Origin of the sequence: Arthrobacter sp. 35W (genome assembly GCF_000482545.1) — a bacterium.
GTDB lineage: Bacteria > Actinomycetota > Actinomycetes > Actinomycetales > Micrococcaceae > Specibacter.
In genome coordinates this window covers 1032307-1050111 of sequence record NZ_KI519455.1, presented here as the reverse complement: position 1 = coordinate 1050111, position 17805 = coordinate 1032307, and the positions used below count along the sequence as shown (strand labels likewise).

At 68.2% G+C, this 17805-nt stretch carries 18 protein-coding genes; 11 read left to right on the top strand and 7 right to left on the bottom strand.

The genetic code is table 11. The annotated features are described in order from the left end of the window. Nucleotides 1-540, bottom strand: coding sequence for an NUDIX hydrolase (locus K254_RS0116940; RefSeq protein WP_196810990.1), 540 nt, complete (start codon nt 538-540; stop codon nt 1-3). Nucleotides 541-682: 142 nt separating this feature from the next. Between K254_RS0116940 and K254_RS0116935 the strand changes: the two genes are divergently transcribed. The 4 genes from K254_RS0116935 to K254_RS23805 all read left to right on the top strand — a co-directional run bounded on the left by K254_RS0116935 (nt 683) and on the right by K254_RS23805 (nt 4300). Further along, nucleotides 683-2146 carry a CCA tRNA nucleotidyltransferase gene (locus K254_RS0116935; protein WP_026556370.1) on the top strand — a complete coding sequence of 488 codons (1464 nt, stop codon included), beginning with the start codon at nt 683-685 and terminating at the stop codon, nt 2144-2146. Between the two features lie 126 nt (nt 2147-2272). After that, the gene (locus K254_RS0116925; protein WP_035750839.1) at nt 2273-2848 is read left to right on the top strand and encodes a histidine phosphatase family protein; all 576 of its coding nucleotides are present in this window, start codon (nt 2273-2275) and stop codon (nt 2846-2848) included. 528 nt (nt 2849-3376) lie between these two features. Continuing rightward, the gene (locus tag K254_RS25805) at nt 3377-3517 is read left to right on the top strand and encodes a hypothetical protein (RefSeq protein WP_155848606.1); all 141 of its coding nucleotides are present in this window, start codon (nt 3377-3379) and stop codon (nt 3515-3517) included. 288 nt (nt 3518-3805) lie between these two features. Continuing rightward, a complete protein-coding gene (locus K254_RS23805) occupies nt 3806-4300 on the top strand; it encodes an RNA polymerase sigma factor (RefSeq protein ID WP_231391891.1) in 495 nt (164 codons plus the stop codon). Here the strand turns inward: K254_RS23805 and K254_RS0116910 are convergent. Next, nucleotides 4272-4583, bottom strand: a complete 312-nt coding sequence (locus K254_RS0116910) for a monooxygenase (protein WP_026556368.1) — start codon at nt 4581-4583, stop codon at nt 4272-4274. The genes K254_RS23805 and K254_RS0116910 overlap by 29 nt on opposite strands. A gap of 191 nt (nt 4584-4774) precedes the next feature. Between K254_RS0116910 and K254_RS0116905 the strand changes: the two genes are divergently transcribed. Together K254_RS0116905 and K254_RS0116900 are read left to right on the top strand one after the other, a co-directional pair. Further along, complete coding sequence (locus K254_RS0116905) at nt 4775-6253, top strand: glycosyltransferase 87 family protein (RefSeq protein ID WP_026556367.1); 1479 nt, start codon at nt 4775-4777, stop codon at nt 6251-6253. Continuing rightward, nucleotides 6246-7706, top strand: a complete 1461-nt coding sequence (locus K254_RS0116900) for a phytoene desaturase family protein (protein WP_026556366.1) — start codon at nt 6246-6248, stop codon at nt 7704-7706. Before K254_RS0116905 ends, K254_RS0116900 begins: the two co-directional genes overlap by 8 nt. A gap of 80 nt (nt 7707-7786) precedes the next feature. Here the strand turns inward: K254_RS0116900 and K254_RS0116895 are convergent, their stop codons facing one another. Beyond that, nucleotides 7787-8401: an NAD(P)-dependent oxidoreductase gene (locus K254_RS0116895; protein WP_026556365.1), complete on the bottom strand. Its 615-nt coding sequence runs from the start codon at nt 8399-8401 to the stop codon at nt 7787-7789. A 108-nt stretch (nt 8402-8509) separates the two neighbouring features. Here K254_RS0116895 and K254_RS0116890 point away from each other — a divergent pair, with 108 nt between their 5' ends. Continuing rightward, nucleotides 8510-8911, top strand: coding sequence for a winged helix-turn-helix transcriptional regulator (locus K254_RS0116890; RefSeq protein ID WP_026556364.1), 402 nt, complete (start codon nt 8510-8512; stop codon nt 8909-8911). Nucleotides 8912-8969: 58 nt separating this feature from the next. Here the strand turns inward: K254_RS0116890 and K254_RS0116885 are convergent, their stop codons facing one another. Continuing rightward, nucleotides 8970-9668 (bottom strand): ABC transporter ATP-binding protein, encoded by a 699-nt coding sequence (locus tag K254_RS0116885; protein WP_026556363.1) that lies wholly within the window; start codon nt 9666-9668, stop codon nt 8970-8972. Between the two features lie 74 nt (nt 9669-9742). Continuing rightward, nucleotides 9743-10855, bottom strand: a complete 1113-nt coding sequence (locus tag K254_RS0116880) for an ABC transporter permease (RefSeq protein ID WP_026556362.1) — start codon at nt 10853-10855, stop codon at nt 9743-9745. Between the two features lie 200 nt (nt 10856-11055). Here K254_RS0116880 and K254_RS0116875 point away from each other — a divergent pair, with 200 nt between their 5' ends. From K254_RS0116875 to K254_RS0116865, 3 genes are all read left to right on the top strand, one after another. Next, complete coding sequence (locus K254_RS0116875) at nt 11056-12498, top strand: sensor histidine kinase (protein ID WP_026556361.1); 1443 nt, start codon at nt 11056-11058, stop codon at nt 12496-12498. Further along, nucleotides 12491-13144 (top strand): response regulator, encoded by a 654-nt coding sequence (locus K254_RS0116870; protein WP_026556360.1) that lies wholly within the window; start codon nt 12491-12493, stop codon nt 13142-13144. Before K254_RS0116875 ends, K254_RS0116870 begins: the two co-directional genes overlap by 8 nt. A gap of 101 nt (nt 13145-13245) precedes the next feature. Next, complete coding sequence (locus tag K254_RS0116865) at nt 13246-13632, top strand: hypothetical protein (protein WP_051389323.1); 387 nt, start codon at nt 13246-13248, stop codon at nt 13630-13632. Nucleotides 13633-13642: 10 nt separating this feature from the next. Here the strand turns inward: K254_RS0116865 and xylB are convergent, their stop codons facing one another. Further along, on the bottom strand, nt 13643-15112 hold the full coding sequence (gene xylB, locus K254_RS0116860; protein ID WP_026556358.1) for a xylulokinase: 1470 nt from the start codon (nt 15110-15112) through the stop codon (nt 13643-13645). Between the two features lie 5 nt (nt 15113-15117). Beyond that, the gene (gene xylA / locus K254_RS0116855) at nt 15118-16308 is read right to left on the bottom strand and encodes a xylose isomerase (protein ID WP_026556357.1); all 1191 of its coding nucleotides are present in this window, start codon (nt 16306-16308) and stop codon (nt 15118-15120) included. 218 nt (nt 16309-16526) lie between these two features. Here xylA and K254_RS0116850 point away from each other — a divergent pair, with 218 nt between their 5' ends. After that, entirely contained in the window at nt 16527-17804 is a 1278-nt protein-coding gene (locus K254_RS0116850) for an FAD-binding protein (RefSeq protein ID WP_026556356.1), read from the top strand. Nucleotide 17805: the final 1 nt, after the last annotated feature.

Genomic DNA, 17805 nt, shown 5'->3' with positions numbered 1-17805 from the left:
TCAGAAGTCGGCGGGGAGGAGTTCCCGGGCCAGGTCCGCGATGCGGCGCTCATTGGGGAAGGAGAGCCGGCGGCCAAGATCGGCCAGCGGAACCCAGGCCACATCCACGGCCTCGTGGTCCGGATCGTTCTCGATGGTCAGGTAGCCGCCGGTGGCGCGCAGCAGGAAGTGGTGCACCGTCTTGTGCACGCGGTGGCCGCTGACGGTGAACCAATAGTCGATGCTGCCCAGCGGAGCCAGCACATCGCCGCGGATGCCCGTCTCCTCTTCAATCTCCCGCACCGCTGCCTGCTGGTGGTTCTCCACGCCCTCGGGGTGGCCCTTGGGCAGGCACCACTCCAGACGTCCGCCGCGGTTCAGGCGGGCGATGATCGCAACCCGCAGACCGCCGTCGTGCTTGTCCACCACGACACCGCCGGCAGAGATTTCCTCCACCGTGGGCAGCTGGGAGGCAGGCTGACCACCCGTGGGCGCCACGTGGGCACCGATTGCCGATGGCAACGGTGTCCTCTTCGGGGCGCTGGGTACTGGGTGGACCATGGAGACCACTCTAGCTACCTTTGGCAACCGATGATGACAGATCCACGCCGCCTCCGCGCGCCCCGTGGCGCGGTGCCAAGGGGGTCCCGGCCATGCCCCCGCACGGGGAGTGCGCGCAAAAGTCTGGCATCCTTAAAGGACTATGGAAGACGTTCTGGATAGTTCATCGTTAGACCCCGCAGTTCTTGAACTGGGCCAGCTCTTTGCCGACGCCGGCTACGAACTTTCCCTGGTGGGTGGGCCGGTCCGCGACCTGTTCCTGGGCCGCACCTCGCCGGACCTGGATTTCACCACCAATGCCACCCCGGATGAGATCCTCGCCGTGGCCAAGAAGTGGGCGGATTCGCACTGGGAAGTGGGGCGCGCGTTCGGCACCATCGGCTTCCGCAAGCGCGGCGCCAACAAGGTGCCGCTGATGATCGAGGTCACCACCTACCGCGCTGAGGCCTACGACGCCGACTCCCGCAAGCCCATGGTGGCGTTCGGCAGCTCGTTGGAAGACGATCTGCAGCGCCGCGACTTCACCATCAACTCCATGGCGCTGCGCCTGCCCCAGCTCGAGCTGGTGGACCCCTACGGTGGCGCCAAGGACCTGGCCGCGGGGCTGCTGCGCACGCCGGCCTCGCCCGAATCCTCCTTCTCTGACGATCCGCTGCGCATGATGCGTGCCGCCCGCTTTGCCTCCCAGCTGGGCATCGACGTGCACCCCGACGTCCACGCGGCCATGACGGCCATGGCCGAGCGCATCAGCATCATCTCCGCCGAACGAGTGCGCGATGAACTGGTCAAGCTCATCTGCGGGGCGCACCCGCGGGCCGGCATCGACATTCTGGTGGAGACCGGGCTGGCCGAGATCGTGCTGCCCGAGGTGACGGCCCTAAAGCTGGAAACGGATGAGCACCACCGGCACAAGGATGTCTACCAGCACTCGCTGCAGGTGCTGGAACAGGCAGCCTCCCTGGAGACCGGCCCGGACGGCCCCGTGCCGGGTCCTGACTTTGTGCTGCGCTTCGCCGCGCTGATGCACGACATCGGCAAGCCGGCCACGCGCCGCTTTGAGGCGGGCGGCGCCGTGAGCTTCCGCCACCACGATGTGGTGGGTGCCAAGCTGACGGCCAAGCGCATGAAGGCGCTGCGCTTCGACAACGATTCCATCAAGGCCGTGGCCCGGCTGGTGGAGCTGCACATGCGCTTCTACGGCTATGGAGACGCCGGCTGGACCGACTCGGCGGTGCGCCGCTATGTGAACGACGCCGGTCCGCTGCTGGAGCGCCTGCACCGACTGATCCGCTCCGACGTCACCACCCGCAACCAGCGCAAGGCCGACAGGCTCTCCTTTGCCTATGACGATCTGGAGCAGCGCGTGTCAGTGCTCGCCGAGCAGGAGGAGCTGGCCTCCATCCGCCCGGACCTGGACGGCGCGCAGATCATGGCGATGCTGGGCCTGCGCCCGTCCCCGGTGGTGGGCAAGGCCTACAAATTCCTGCTCGAGGAGCGGATGGAGCACGGCCCGTTGAGCCCCGAGGAAGCCGAGCGTAGGCTTCGAGCGTGGTGGGCCGAGCAGCCGGAGTCGGCACCCGCCGTCGAGCCAGCGGCGGCAGACTAGCTTTCCCCTTCGGCAGCAACGACCACCCAACGGCTGGTCCCGGGCAGCCGCCCGGCCGCCACCCCGATCACCAAGGAGCCCATCGTGAGCAGCACCGCAGAGCCGGGTACAACGCCGGAGCCGATCATGCCCAAGCTGTGGCTGCTGCGCCACGGGGAAACCGAGTGGTCGCGCAGCGGACAGTACACAGGGCTGACGGACCTGCCGTTGACGGCCGCGGGCGAGGAGCAGGCACGCTCGGCGGTCCCGGCCCTGGCCGGCGTCGACTTCGACCTGGTGCTCACCTCGCCGCTGCAGCGCGCACGGACCACAGCGGCCCTGGCCGGCTTCCCCGACGCGCTGGTGGAGCCCGCCGCCGTCGAATGGAACTATGGCGACTACGAGGGCATCAACTCCGCCGATGTGCGCCGGGACAATCCGGGCTATCTGATCTGGAACGACGGCGTGCCCAACGGCGAAACGCTTCAGGAGGTGGCGGCCCGCGCGGATTCCATCATCGCCCGCGTCCAGGGGCCGCAGCCCGACGGAACCACTGTGCGCAACGCACTGCTGGTGGCCCACGGCCACTTCCTGCGGGTGATGGCCGCACGCTGGCTGGAATTGGATGCCCGCGAGGGCCGGCATTTCCTGCTCGGCACGGCCAAGGTGTGCATGCTGGGCTGGGACAAGAAGACGCCCGCCATCGAGGCTTGGGGCCTCTAACGAGCGTCCGCTAACCACGTGGAATGCCCGGGCCGCAGCACCGCATAAGCGGCCCGGGACCATCGCATAAAGAAATATAAACAAATCTTTGCAACTTCCTTCCCATCTGCTTCAGTTATGGGGTAGGTTTACTAGTGGTCCACGGCAGTCGCCCTGGACGTCCGCGCACCAGAAGAAAAGGAGGCCATGATGATTACAACCCAGACCGCAGAGTTCGGCATTGTACTGGCCTTTTCTGGCCGCGCCCGACGCGCCTCGTAACGGAATCCTCCGCAGCGTAGCCCTCGGCCCGGCCTTGTAGGCTGCTGGCCTGCCCTCCAAGAATCAGCACCATTGTGCTGCTCTGGCGGCACCTGCACTCCTTGAGGCCTTCCGTACGGTGTTCGAACCCCGGCATAAAACCACTCGCGCTTTTTTATGCCCAAATTCCGCCTTTTCACCAAAAGAAATGGGCTTTATTTGCCGCGCCTAATTCACGAACACGCGCCAATTGTTCATTTGTCCCGCATATCGACACAAGGAAAGGAGGTGGCAACCATGCAGCCTCTGTCCTCGCTCTCCAGCATCAAGCGGGTCTTCTTCGCTCCCGTCGACCAGGACCGGATCGAACGATCCCGCGAACAGCACCAGAAGGAGATTCTGACGCTCACCATCATGAACATCCGCTAGGTGCCAGAACGCCTTCTCCCTGAAGGGAGGTGCCGGAATGTCCATTACCCATTCCACACCCCCGGCCACCACCGGCCGCGACAGCGGCCCTGGGCCAACTTGTGAAGCAGCCCACGCTGACACGCGTGGGCTGCTTTGTTTTAACCCTGGCACTGGCAGTTCGCGGCTGTTCTACCATTGCCTTGGGGCCTGTTGACTGGCCCTTCCCCATTTCCAGACGGTTGGTGTCCCATGGGTTTCGATGAAACCGCCAATGGCGGCCGGGATTCTCGATCGTCGCTTGTCGCCATGATTTCCGGCCAACCCGACAGGCTTCGCCGTCGAAGCATTTCCCTTGGCGTGGCACCGGACGACGCCCAGGATGTGGCCCAAACGGCCTTGCTGCGGGCCTGGCGTTCCATCGACACCTTGCAGTCTTCCGAACCCGGCCAGATGTGCGCCTGGCTGGACAGGATTGCCCGAAACGCGGCGATCGACCTCGCCCGCCAGCAGGCCCGGTCCTCGCTGGTGCCGCTCGATGAAAGCTTCGAAGATCCCCGCAGCGTCCGCCGCGAAGTTGAGATCCGGGAGACCCTCGACGGCGCATTGCGCGCCATCCAAGATCTCCCGGCCACGCTGCGGGAACCGCTGGTCCTCAGTGTGGCGGAACGGCTGACCGCCCCCGAGATCGCCGACCGCCTGCAGATATCCGCTGCCGCTGCACGGCAGCGGATATCCCGGGCCCGCAAACGCCTCCTCGAAGGCAGAGAGGATGCTAGTCCCGGCTCAGCGAAGCGTTCGTGATCGCAGAGAGCTGTTCGTTGACGTCATGGCGGTTGATGGCCACATCCTTGACGCCCAAGGATTCCAGCCGGGCCGAGTGCAGTTTGATGAAATCGTCGGCGGCAGCAGCGTCGGCGAAGAGGTAGACGCCACCGGCGGCGTTCTCGCCCCGCTTCTCCGTCCAAACCTTCCAGATGAGGCCGGGCTGCTTGTCGATTTCGGCGGCCAGCGGCGCGAAGGCAGCTGCCATTTCAGCGCCGAAGGGGCCCCCAAAAGGGAAGTCAAAGATAACGAGGTTAAGCATGGGTGGTTCCTTCTTTCCGGAGACCCCACGTTGGGGCCCTGCAGGGAAAGACGGTGGAATCATCAAAGTGTGACATCGGATGGGGGGAATTCCTGCCATGCTGGGGAGAAATCCGGCTCCCGGGCCTGACCGGCTGCCGCGTTGCATGCGGCCCACCTGGCCGCCGTCGGCCTGCGGGTATGCTCAAAGCCATGCAGGATTCCCACCGCCAGGCACCCGTAAAACGAGCCCGCATCGTTGTCCCCTCCCGCAGCGATTCGCTGTTGTCGAAAGTGACGGAGGCGGTCGGCGGTCCGCTGGGCCGGCGGACGGCGCCGGGCATCGTGGACCCGGGGTTCTTCACCGTGGAACGTGTTCTGGTGGCTATGGTGGTGGCCTCCGCCTTTGTGGCGCTGCTCTTCAAATTCCACTGCCGCGAGGCGGGCTGGACCACGCCGGACCAATACTCCACCACCTGCTGGTCGGGCATCCCCAACTCCTTTGTTGAGCACAATCTGTCGGTGTTCTTCCCCTTCTTCAGCCCCGGTGCCGGCTTCGACAGCCCACCGCTGGCAGGCATCATCGCCGGGATCACTGCGTGGCTGACGGCACCGGCCGGCACCGGGGCGCTGCGCCAGCTGGCCTTCTTTGATCTGAATGCGGCCCTGCTGACGGTGGCCTGGCTGGCCACCGTGGTGGCCCTGGCCCGCAGCATGCGCCGCCGCCCCTGGGATGCAGCCATTGTGGCCGCGAGCCCCCTGCTGCTCTTTGCCGCCTTCACCGGCTGGGACCTTTGGGCCGGTGCGCTGGTTGCCGTGGGCCTGCTGCTCTTCGCCCGGAAACGGACCTTCGCCGCCGGAGCCGTACTGGGCCTGGCCGCGGGCTTTGCGCCCTACGCATTGCTGGTGGTGGTGGCGATGGTGCTGCTCTCACTGCGGGCCGGGCGGCTGGTCCGCGGCCTGGAAACCGTGGCGGCGGCCGCCGCCGCCTGGCTGCTGCCGGTGCTGACAATCCTGGTATCCAACGCGCCGGCCTGGACCGCGTATGTCAGCGGTGGCGTCAATGCCCAGCCCAGCAGCTCCTCGCTCTACGGCGCCTGGAATCTGGTGGCTTCCCAGCTTGGCCTGCCCCGGCTGGAGGTGCCCGCGGCCAATACCCTGCAGGCCGTGCTGCTGGCCATCTGCGTGCTGCTGGTGGCGTGGCTGGCGCTCGGTGCCGCACGCCGGCCGCGCGTGGGGCAGCTGGCCTTCCTGCTGGTGGCCGCGTACACGTTGACCGACAAGCACGCCGCCCCGGAGCAGGCCGTGTGGCTGCTGCCACTGCTGGCGCTGGCCCACCCCAAATGGCGGGCCGTGCTGCTGTGGCAGGTGGCCGCCGTGCTGCACTTCCTCGCCTTGATGCTGTTCCTCGGCCGGGAACTGGGCGGTGTGAACGCGCAGCATGCCATCGATATGCCCTACTTTGTCCTGGCCGCACTGCTCTACGGCCTGGCCACGATCGCCGTCGTCGGCCTGGTGGTGAGGGATGTGCTGGACCCGGGCTTTGACGTGGTGCGCCGGGCCGGTGCGGACGATCCGCAGGGCGGTGTGCTGGAATTCGCCGACGACGTGGTGCTGCTGCCGCCGGCCGCGCGCCGTGCCGTACCGCCAGCCCCCGATGACGACGCCGAGTCCTCCGCCGTCCATGGCTGACACCTTCGATGCGGTGGTGGTGGGGGCCGGGCCCAATGGCCTGGCCGCTGCCGTCACGCTGGCCCGCGCCGGCCTGAAGGTGCGGGTCTATGAACAGGCCGCCACCATCGGCGGCGGCGCCCGCAGCGCCGAGCTTACGCTGGAGGGTTTTGTCCACGACGTCTGCTCGGCGGTGCACCCGATGGCGCTCGCCTCGCCGTTCTTCCAGGCCTTTGAGCTTCAGAAGCGGATCCACCTGCTGGTTCCGGAGGTCTCCTTCGGCCATCCGCTCGACGGCGGGCGGGCCGGCATTGCGTACCGGGATCTGGAGCGCACTGCCGCCGGTTTGGGGCGCGACGGCGGGGCCTACCGTGCGCTGTACGCGCCGCTGGTGCGCATGCTGGACGGCGTCACGGACTTCACCCAGAACCAGCTGCTGCGGATGCCGCGGCACCCGCTGGCTGCAGCGGTCTACGGCCTGCGGACGCTGGAACAGGGCAGCCCGCTGTGGAATGCGCGCTTCCGCGAGGATGTGGCTCCGGCGATGATTTCCGGTGTCAACGCCCATGCCCTGGGCCGGATGCCGCGGCTGGCCAGTGCGGGCGCCGGCATGCTGCTGGGCGCCCATGCCCATGGGCGCGGCTGGCCGGTTCCGGTGGGTGGCTCGCAGGCCATTGTGGACGCGATGGCCGATGATCTGCGCGCCCATGGCGGCGACATCGTGCTGGACACGATGGTTGCCAGCACTGCACAGCTCCGCGCGGCGACGCGGGCCAAGGCGCTGCTGCTGGACGTGTCGGCCCAGGCCCTGGCGGACATTGCCGGGGCCGAGCTGCCGGCTGCATATCTACGCTCTCTGGCGTCCTTCAGGTACGGGAACGGCGCCTGCAAGGTGGACTTTGCCCTCTCGGGCCCGGTGCCGTGGACCAATCCGGAGTTGGCGCAGGCACCTACTGTGCATCTGGGCGGAAGCCGGGGCGCCCTGGCCCGGTCCGAGGCGGAGGTGGCCGCCGGGAAGCACCCCAGCAACCCCTATGTGCTGCTCAGCCAGCCCTCGACGCTGGACCCCAGCCGGGCGCCGTCGGGCCAGGGCGTGCTGTGGACGTACTGCCATGTTCCGGCCGGGTCTACGGTGGACATGGCGGAGGCCGTGGTGCGCCAGATCGAGCGGTTTGCCCCGGGTTTCCGCGACGTCATCCTGGCCACGAACACCATCACGGCGGAGCAGTATTCCCGGTACAACCCGAACTACATTGGCGGCGATTTCAGTGCAGGCGCCCTGACCCTGCCCCAGCTCATCAAGCGGCCGGTGGTGTCCACCAACCCCTGGAAGACGCCGGCGGACGGGGTCTACCTGTGCTCATCCTCCACCCCGCCGGGACCTGCGGTGCATGGACTGTGCGGCTGGTTCGCGGCCCGCGGCGCCCTGCACGACGTCTTCGGGCTCGCCGCCCCCGCCCTCGGCCTGTCCTGACCCTGCCCCACCCGCCCCGCGGCCCAACTAGGTGACACTTATCGCACGTTCCGGGGCGCAGAACGTGCGATAAGTGTCACTCAGTTGGCGACGGTGTAGCGGCTGCGGCGGTGGGCAGGGGTTTCCAGCTCATCCAGCGCCGCCACGGCAAAGTCGGCAGTGGTGATGCTCTCGCCCACGGGGGAGTCGGTGCCCAGTTTGTAGCTGCCGGTGCGCTCACCGGGGAAGATGGCCGGCGCCGGAGCCTGCATGGTCCAATCCACCGAGTCGGGCGTGGCCTTGACGGCTTCGTACAGGGCGGCCATGGTCAGCGCCTCGGGCTTGTAGGCCTCGGGGAAGTCGGGCAGGTCCACCAGACGGGTGCCATCGATGGTCAACGCGCCTGCACCGCCGATGACGAAGACGCGGGTGCTGCCCACGGCGCCCAGGGCGGTGTTGATGGCATCGAGCCATTCCTGGTGGCTGCCACCGGTGCGGCTGGGGCCGGTGGCCAGGACGACGGCGTCGTGGGTGGCGGCCAGCGCGGCGACGGCGGCGGCGTCGCCCACCTCCGCTGCCACGGGCGTGGCTGCCTCGGCACCCTCAACGATGGCACCGCGGCGGGATGCGGCGGTGACCTGGTGGCCGCGGCGCAGGGCCTCTGCGGTGATCTGCGATCCGACCATTCCGGTGGCTCCGAAAACTGCAATCTTCATGATGGACTCCCTAGGTTGTACTGGCGTGCCGTGCTGATGTCTCAGCCGTTCTGATGACACAACAGTATCCATTTGATACTAGGGGTTTCAAGGAAATATACTTACCGCGTGGATACCATGAGTGCGCCAGCCAACATTTTCGACCCCGCCTGCCCGTCGCGGGTGGTCTTCGCCCGCATCGGTGACAAATGGGCGTCTCTGGTCATCCAGGTTCTGGCCGACGGTCCGCTGCGCTTTTCCCAGCTGAAGTCCATGGTCAGCGTGGTCACGCCCAAGGTGCTGACCCAAACGCTGCGGGCCCTGGAACGGGATGGTCTGCTGAAGCGGACGGTCTTCGCCCAGGTGCCCCCGCGCGTCGACTATGAACTGACGCCCCTGGGCGCCACGCTCCTCGAGCCGCTGGCGGCCCTGCGAGCCTGGGCCGAGTCGAATGTGCCGGCCATGCTCATAGCCCGGGACGAGTACGACGACGCCCAGGACGAGGCACTCCTCACCAGCCAGCCCAAGTAGGTGACAGTTATGACACGTTCCGCTCCCGCGAACGTGTCATAACTGTCACTCAGTTGGGTCAGGGGACGGCGGGGATGGCGGTGCTGAGGACGCCGTCGCGCATGGTGGCCACGGCGTCGGTCAGCGGCACAAACTCGGTGTCGTGGGTGACCATCACGGTGGCCACGGCGAACTCGTCCGTGATGCGGCGCAGCAGGCGCACAATGGCCTCGCTGCGCTCGTGGTCCAGAGCCGCCGTCGGCTCATCCACCAGCAGCACCGAGGGCTTCCCCATCAAGGCCCGGGCGATGTTGACGCGCTGGCGCTGGCCGCCGGAAAGCTGGTGGGGGCGCTTGTGCGCCTCGGTGGAGAGCCCGACGACGTCGAGCAGCTCGGCAGCCTTGGCCCGGGCATCGCGCAGTGCCTTGCCGCGCAGGTGGTCGGCAATGACAAGCTGCTCGGCCGCCGTGAGCGAGGGCAGCAGATTGGGCTGCTGGAAGATGATGCCGATCTTGTCCCGGCGCAGTGCCGTGCGGTCCTTTTCGGACAGGGCACTGGTGTCCACGCCGTCGATGAGCACCAGACCGCTGGTGGGGCGGACCAGGGTGGCGGCGGTGGCCAGCAGGCTGGACTTGCCCGAGCCCGAGGGGCCGACCAACGAGAGGAACTGGCCAGCCTCCACACGGAGGTTGACGCTGTCCAGGGCGGTGAGCACATCGGCGCCGTCGGGGTACTGCAGGGTGGTGTTGACGAGGGTCAGGGCTGCTGTGGTGTTCATGGGGTTCCTTTGGCGGGTGGAATGGGGGGTCTCGACAGGCTCGACCAGCGGGGCGGCTCGACCGGCGGGGCGGCTTAGCTGCCGCCGAGGGCCAGGAGCGGATCGACCTTGGTGACGCGGCGGACGGCCAGGGCGGCTCCGGCCAGGCCCAGCAGGACGATCCCTGCCACGGGAAGCAGCACCGTTGCCGGGCTGATCAGGAACGGCGCGGCCTTGGCGGCGGCCATGCCACCGGCCAGACCCACCAGACCTCCTGCGGCGGCGCCGGCGAGCAGCACCAGGGCGGCCTGTGTGAGGGCGTCGCGCAGCAGGTAGCCGGAGGAGGCGCCCATGGCCTTGAGCACCGCGATGTCGCGGGTGCGCTGGACGGTCCACACGGTCAGGAAGGCGACGATCACCAGGGCTGAGATGCCGTAGAGGAAGCCCTGCATCATCAGCAGCGACCCGTTTTCGCTCTTGTAGCCGCCGAGCCCCTGGAAGGCGCCGGTGCGGGTGGTGCTGGTGGTGTGCGCTGCATCGTCGGCAGCTGCCGCAACGGCGGTTCCGTCCACGCCGTCGTTGTAGACGACGGCGACGGCGGTGCCCACCTGCTCCGGGTCGCTCAGGTGGGCCAGTGCCGACCAGTCCTGCAGGGACGTCCACACCACGGGGGTGTGGGAGTACCAGTCGTCGGCGGTGACGGCGCTGATGCGCAGTTCGCGTCCACCCACCGTCGCCATGTCGCCCGGTGCCAGGCCAAGGTCCTTCGCCACGGAGCTGCTGATGACGACGGCGCCGTCGGCCACGGGGGCGGGCGCGAGAGAGCTGTCCGGGGCCACACCGAAGACGGCGACGTTGGCCGTCCCCTTCGCGTCGCCGCTGCCCTGGAAACGGGTTTGGCTGATCCCCAGTGCCGAGGCCGAGGCCACGCCGTCGGTGGCGGACCAGGCGTCCATCTGGGCGCCCGTCACCTGGCTTTCGGTGAAGGAGACCTCGGGATCGTTGGCACCCGGCGCCCCGAAGGCGATGCGGTCCACCAGCTTGCCGGAGGGCGCTCCGAGGTTCGCCAAGGCGGAGGTGGACTGGTTGCCGAGCCCCGCCGTCAGGCCGGACAGGAGCACCAGCAGGAGGCTGATCAGGGCAACCACACCGCCCATGAGGGCGAAGCGCCCCTTGGCAAAACGGATGTCGCGGAGGGCCAGAAACACGGCGGATTCCTCTTTCTCTGGCGGCCCGTGGGTGGGGCCGGAGACGGTGCCCGAAGCATTTCCCGGGCCTGTATCCAGCCTCCCGTTGATCGGGCGCCGGCGGATCGTGGGAGTGGATGGTTGCCACGGGACGGGTGGTTGATCAGCGGGTCAACCAATTGGTTGACCCTGGCGGGGGCGCCAGCGCCTAAGCTGGTGGCATGTCTGCCCAGGACCCTGCCCCAACGTCCAGTGCTTCGATCCTTCGATTCCTGCGGGTCGCCCTGCATGTTGCCTTCGCCGTGCTGCTGGGGGTGGCCGTGCTGCGGCTGCTGGCGGGCGGCATGGAACGCCCCGAACGCTATCTGCTGCTCATCGGCGCGCTGGTCCTGGCGGCCGTCTATTTGGCGGGCACCGTCGCGGAGAAGCGCTTTTCCGCCGGCCGCGGGCGGTTGGATCCTTCCCGCTACGCCGTTCTCTGGCTGGCCGTGGTGACGGCCCTGTGGGGGCTGCTGCTGGCCGGCCATGCGGAGTTTTCCTGGCTGGCGTTCCCGCTGTTCTTCCTGCATCTGCATCTACTGCCACGGGCCGTGGGGCTGGCGACGGTGGCGCTGATGACTGCCGCGGTGGTGTGGGCGCAGGCCGGGGCCGGCGGCGGCTCCCCGGCGACGGCGGCCGTCGTGGGCCCGGTGATCGGCGCCGCCTTTGCGGTGGCCACCAGCTACGCCTACAAACTGCTCTACCGCGAGAGCGAAAACCAGCGCCTCGCGGCCGAGGAACTGCGCCGGACGCGCGCCGAACTGGCCGCGACGCAGCATGAGGCGGGCGTGCTGGCCGAACGCGGCAGGCTGGCCCGCGAAATCCACGACACCCTGGCCCAGGGTTTCTCCTCGATTGTGCTGGTGTCCCGCGCCGCGGAGAAGTCCCTGGCCGGCGGAGACATCGCCTCCACCGCGGAGAGCCTCGCGATGGTCCGCCAGACCGCCAGCGAGAATCTGGCCGAGGCCCGCAATTTTGTGCGCGGACTGTCCTCGCCGCTGCTCACGCCCGCACGGCCCGCCCCTGGTCCAGCAGCGGATCCGGCGCCCAAGGATCCGGCGCCGGAGGGCCGGACGGCGGTCGAGGGCGCGCCGTCGGTGCCGGCCGCGCCCGGTCCGGCCGGCACCGCTGCGGCGGCGGAACCTGAAGAGGACACGCTCGTGGCCAGCCTGCGCCGGCTGTGCACCAAGACGGAGCTCGAGGCTGCCGCCCGCGGGGTGGGGCTGCGCTGCTGCTTCCGGGTGGAGGGTGCCCCGGTGGACCTCGAGCAGCCGCTGAAGGTCACGCTGCTGCGGGCCGCCCAGGCGAGCCTGGCGAATGTGTGGGTGCATGCGCACGCCACCACCGCCGTCGTCACTCTGGCCTACCTGGGCACCGAGGTGACGCTGGACATCTACGACGACGGCGTCGGCTTCCAGGTGCCCGCCGCCGGCGAAGCCGTGGCCCCGCGCAGCGACGGCAGCGGATTTGGGCTGCGGTCCCTGCGCGAGCGGGTGGCGGCCCAGCACGGCACCCTTGACCTTGAATCTGCCCCGGGGGAGGGCGCAGTGGTGGCCATCCGGCTGCCCATCAGCGGCACCGCCCCCACCGAGGAGGACCCCACCATGGAGGCATCACGTGGCTGAAATCAGGATTCTGCTGGTGGACGACCACCCCGTGGTGCGGGCCGGACTGCGGGCCATGCTGTCCGGCTTCGAGGGGATGACGGTGGTGGCCGAGGCCCCCGAAGGAGCTGCCGCCGTGGCCGAGATCGAACGGCTCCGGCTTCTGGGCGAGCCGGTGGATGTGGTGCTGATGGACCTGCAGATGGGGCCGGGCCTGGATGGCGTGAGTGCGACGGCGAAGATCCGCGCGCTGGAATCTCCGCCGCCGGTGCTGATTCTGACCACCTTCGACACCGATGCCGACATCCTTGCCGCCGTGGAGGCAGGGGCCAGCGGCTACATGCTCAAGGACGCACCTCCCGAGCAGATCCGCGCCGCCGTGCAGTCGGCAGCCGCGGGCCAGACGGCGCTGTCGCCGGAGGTGGCCGCCCGGCTGATGGGCCGGATCCGCAACCCGGAACCGGCCCTGTCTCCGCGGGAGGTGGAGCTGCTGGAGCTGCTGGCCACGGGGATGGGCAACCGGGCGATGGCACGGGCGCTGTTCATTTCCGAGGCGACGGTGAAGACCCATCTGGTGCACATCTACGCCAAGCTGGGCGTGGACAACAGGACGGCCGCCATCGCCGCCGCCACGGCCCGGCGGATCATCCGGCCCAGCGGCCAATAGCGCCGATCATTCCAATCAGATGAATTCCTGGCCAACCCGCTGCGCCGCGGCGGACCCGGTGCTACGCTCCCATTAGCGACTCCAACGAAGGGACTGCGGCCATGGGCGTTGCGCAATTGACCGAGGTAACCGCCGAGGAACTTGGCGACGTCATCCGGGTTGAATTTGTCCTCGACAAGTCATTGCCGACCCATGGGAGCTACCTGCTGGGGCTGATGGCCGCCAGCTCGGACTACTCCCACCAGCGGCGGCTGTCCATCGAGTTCATGGATGGCAATGTGGTCGATTTCTCGACCTTCAACCATGACCAGGTCGACCAGGAGCACCACGACCATTCGGGCGTCCACAGCGACGGCACCAAGGTGCGGGCCAGCTTCCCCGCCTCCTCGATCAGCGGTCTGGGCCGCGGCCGGATTGTGACGGCCTACAGCCACGCGGACGGCGAGGAAATCCAGGCCAAAGTACCTGTTGCCACGACGGGTTTTTGACAAGCCCGGGTCACCGGGCGAAGGCGGCCTGGCGGTATTGTGCCCTGATTTCCGGGCGGAAGTCCGCCGGCGGTGACTCGACGGTGGCCACTTTCCACGCGGGCCGACGGCCGTCCACCACCCACGCCGCCTGGACCGCGGCTCCGCGGGCAACGTATTCACCCGGCTGCGGCACCACCAGGGGTGCATCAAACACCTGGCCCGCGACCACCTGAACGGCGGTGTTCTGCACGGCGCCGCCAATGAGCAGGATCCGCTCCACGGGGACATCCATGGCTGTGATGGCGTCCAACCCGCCGGCGAGGCCGCACAGCATGCCCTCGATGGCGGCCCGGGCAAAGTTCTCCCGCGTCGAAGAGGCAATGGACAGGCCATGGAAGCTGGCCGTTGCCTCGGGCAGGTTGGGCGTCCGCTCGCCTTCGAACCAGGGCAGCAGCACGACGCCGGAGCTGCCTGGGGCCGCAGCCAGAGCCAACGTGGCGAGGCCATCGAAGTCGACGCCCAGAACCTCGGCCATGGTGCTGAGCACGCGGGCCGCATTCAGCGTCACGGCGATGGGCAGGAAGGCGCCCGATGCATCGGAGAACCCGGCCACCGTGCCGGTGGGATCCGCTGCGGAGGCCGCGGACACGGCAAACACCGTGCCACTGGTCCCGACGGACACCACCACGTCACCGGCGGCGGCCCCCAGCCCCAACGCTCCGGCGGCGTTGTCGCCGGCCCCGGGACCCACGCGTACGGCGCCATCACCGACGCCCTCGAACAATGCGGGGTGGACCGCGCCGATGTCCTCCCACGGTGCGGCGACGCGCGGCAGCACGATCCGCCGCTCCGGCTCGGCAGCCGTTGTGGACGCCTCACGAGCCGGACGGCCCAGGGCCGTTTCAAAGAGGTCAAGATCGTAGGCGTTTTCCCGCGGCGAAAAGTACCCGGTGCCGCTGGCGTCGGAGCGGTCCGTCACCAGCGCCTCCAGATCCGGTCCGAGCGGGCTGCCGCCGGGCCCGTAGCCGCGCAGGCGCCAGGAGAGCCAGTCGTGGGGGAGCGTGACGGCGGCCACGCGGGCGGCGTTGCCGGGCTCGTTGTCACGCACCCAGCGCAGCTTGGTGGCGGTGATCGAGGCCACCGGGACCGATCCGCATCGGCGCGCAAGTGCGTCTGCGCCGATTTCCGCCACCAGCGCGGAGGCCGCGCCCGCCGAGCGGGTGTCATTCCACAGCAGGGCGGGGCGGATGACCTCCCCGGCGGCGTCGAGCAGCACCATCCCGTGCTGTTGGCCCGCCACCGACACCGCTGCAACATCTGCCAGCCCGCCGGCGTCGGCAATGGCGTCTTCCAGTGCCCGCCACCACAGATTGGGGTCCACCTCCGTGCCGTCCGGGTGGCCGGCGCGGCCGGAGCGCACCAGCTTCCCGGTGGCGGCCTCCAGGATGAGCACCTTGCAGCTTTGGGTGGATGAATCGATCCCGGCAACGAGCACCATGGCGTTTAGCGGGCGCCGAGCAGGTGCTCGATGAAGAGCTGCTGGAGCTTCACGAAACCGAAGCCCTTGCCGCCAAAGTAGGCATCGGCATCGAACTCTTCATAGGCACTCTTGTCCGCCAGGAGCTGCTCGTAGCCCTCGCCCGGGTTCAATGTGGGCTGGTTTATCTCCTCGACGCGCGAGCTGGCCAAGGCTGCCTGGACTTCGGGGTCGGCGCGGAAAGCCTTGGCGCGCTCCTTGAGCAGCAGGTAGGTCTGCATATTGGCCGCGGCGGAGTCCCAGACACCATTGATGTCCTCGGTGCGCGAGGGCTTGTAGTCGAAGTGGCGCGGGCCGTCGTAGGCGGGACCGCCATTGGGGCCGCCGTTTTCCAGCAGGTCAACCAGCGAAAACGCGTTCTGCAGGTCGCCGTGGCCGAACACCAGGTCCTGGTCGAACTTGATGCTGCGCTGGCCGTTGAGGTCGATGTGGAACAGCTTGCCCTGGTAGAGGGCCTGGGCGATGCCGTGGGTGAAGTTCAGCCCGGCCATCTGCTCGTGGCCGGTCTCCGGGTTGATGCCCACCAGTTCGGGTCGTTCCAGGGTTTCGATGAACGCCAGTGCATGGCCCAGAGTGGGCAGCAGGATGTCGCCGCGGGGTTCGTTCGGCTTGGGTTCGATGGCGAAGCGGATGTCGTAGCCCTTGTCTGTGACGTAGTCGCCCAGCAGGTTCACGGCCTCGCGGTAGCGCTCCAGCGCCCCGCGGATGTCCTTCGCAGCGTCGTATTCGCTGCCCTCGCGCCCGCCCCACATCACAAAGGTCTGGGCGCCCAGCTCGGCGGCGAGGTCGATGTTCTCCAGTACCTTTCGCAGGGCGAAACGGCGCACGCCGCGGTCATTGCTGGTGAATCCGCCATCCTTGAACACCGGGTGGCTGAAGAGGTTGGTGGTGACCATGGGCACGACGAGGCCAGTGGCCTCCAGGGAGACTTTCAGGCGGTCGATCTCGGCCCGCCGCTGGGCGGGCGTGGCGTCGAAGGGGAAGAGGTCGTTGTCATGGAAGGTGACGCCGTAGGCGCCCAGGTCATTGAGCCGCTTGACGGCTTCAACGGTGTCCAGCGGCGGCCGGGTGGCGGAGCCGAACTGGTCCTGGGCTTCCCAACCCACCGTCCAGAGGCCGAAGGAAAACTTGTCGTCACGGGTGGGCTGGATCGCCATTGAATGCTCCAAGGTGAGGTGGTTGTTGGTTTCTAAATTAATAAGTTCTGGTGTCAAACATATTAGGTTTTTTCGGGAAGTCAAGAGATTTTTCCCAGGGGATTACTTCCCGCTCGGGTCCATGAATTGTTGGAAAGGCCTAGGGAAATCGAGACCGAAAGCTGATATGTTGTGTCAAACACCAAAAATCGATCGTTCACACCACCAAAGGAGCAGTCATGCCCGTGCAGCAGAGGACCGTTGAATCCAACTGGGCCGGCAACCACCACTACGGGGCCGCGGGGATCCACCACCCGGAATCCGAGGACGAGCTGGCGGCGCTGGTGGCCGGTTCGGCGAGGGTCCGGGCGCTGGGGTCGCGCCACTCGTTCAACGCCATCGCCGACACCGCCGGCACGCTGGTGTGCCTGGACCGGCTGCCGGCCGCCATCACCATCGACGAGGAGGCCCTGACGGCCACCGTCGGTGCCGGCGCCACGTACGGGACGGTGGCCACGGAGCTGGCCGGGCGCGGTTTTGCCCTGCACAACCTGGCCTCCCTGCCGCACATCTCCGTGGGCGGCGCCATTGCCACGGCGACGCACGGCTCCGGGGACGGAAATGGGAACCTGGCCACCGCCGTCGTGGGCCTGCGCTTCGTCGACGCCGCCGGCCGCGTCCGCACCGTCGGCCGCAGTACGACGGCGGACTTCCCGGCCTATGTGGTGGGCGTGGGCGCCCTGGGCATCGTCACGGAGGTGACCCTGCGCATCGAGCCGCTGTTCACGGTGGCCCAGCACGTCTACCTGGACCTGCCCTGGGACCAGGTGCTGGCGGACCTGGACAGCGTGACCTCCGCCGCCTATTCCGTCAGCCTGTTCACGGACTGGCGCGGCGAGACGGTGGGCCAGGCGTGGTTCAAGGAGCGCGTGGGCGGCGCCGGCCCCGCCGCGTGGCCGGCGTCGCTCTTTGGCGGCACGGCGGCAGGGCAGCCGATGCACCCGCTGCCGGGGGTGTCGGCGGAGAACTGCACCGAGCAGCGCGGCGTCCAGGGCCCGTGGGCCGACAGGCTGGCGCACTTCCGGATGGACTACCTGCCCAGCAATGGCGATGAAATCCAGTCCGAGTACCTGGTGGGCCGCGGGCATGCCGTGGCGGCGATCACGGCGATGCGCGCCCTCTCGGACACCATCTCCCCGCTGCTGCTCGTGTCCGAGATCCGCACCATTGCCGCGGACGACCTCTGGCTGAGCGGCAACTACGGCCGCGACGGCATCGGCCTGCACCTGACCTGGAAGCGGGACCAGGGCGCGGTCGAGGCGGTGCTTCCGGCCATCGAGGCGGCCCTGGCGCCGTTTGCCGCCCGCCCGCATTGGGGCAAGGTGTTTGCCGCCGGGGCCGCCGAGCTGGCTCCGCTCTACCCGAAGTTTGCCGACTTCAAGGCATTGGCGGCACGGTTGGATCCGGCCGGAAAGTTCCGCAACGACTTCCTGGACCGCACCGTCTTCGCTGAATGAG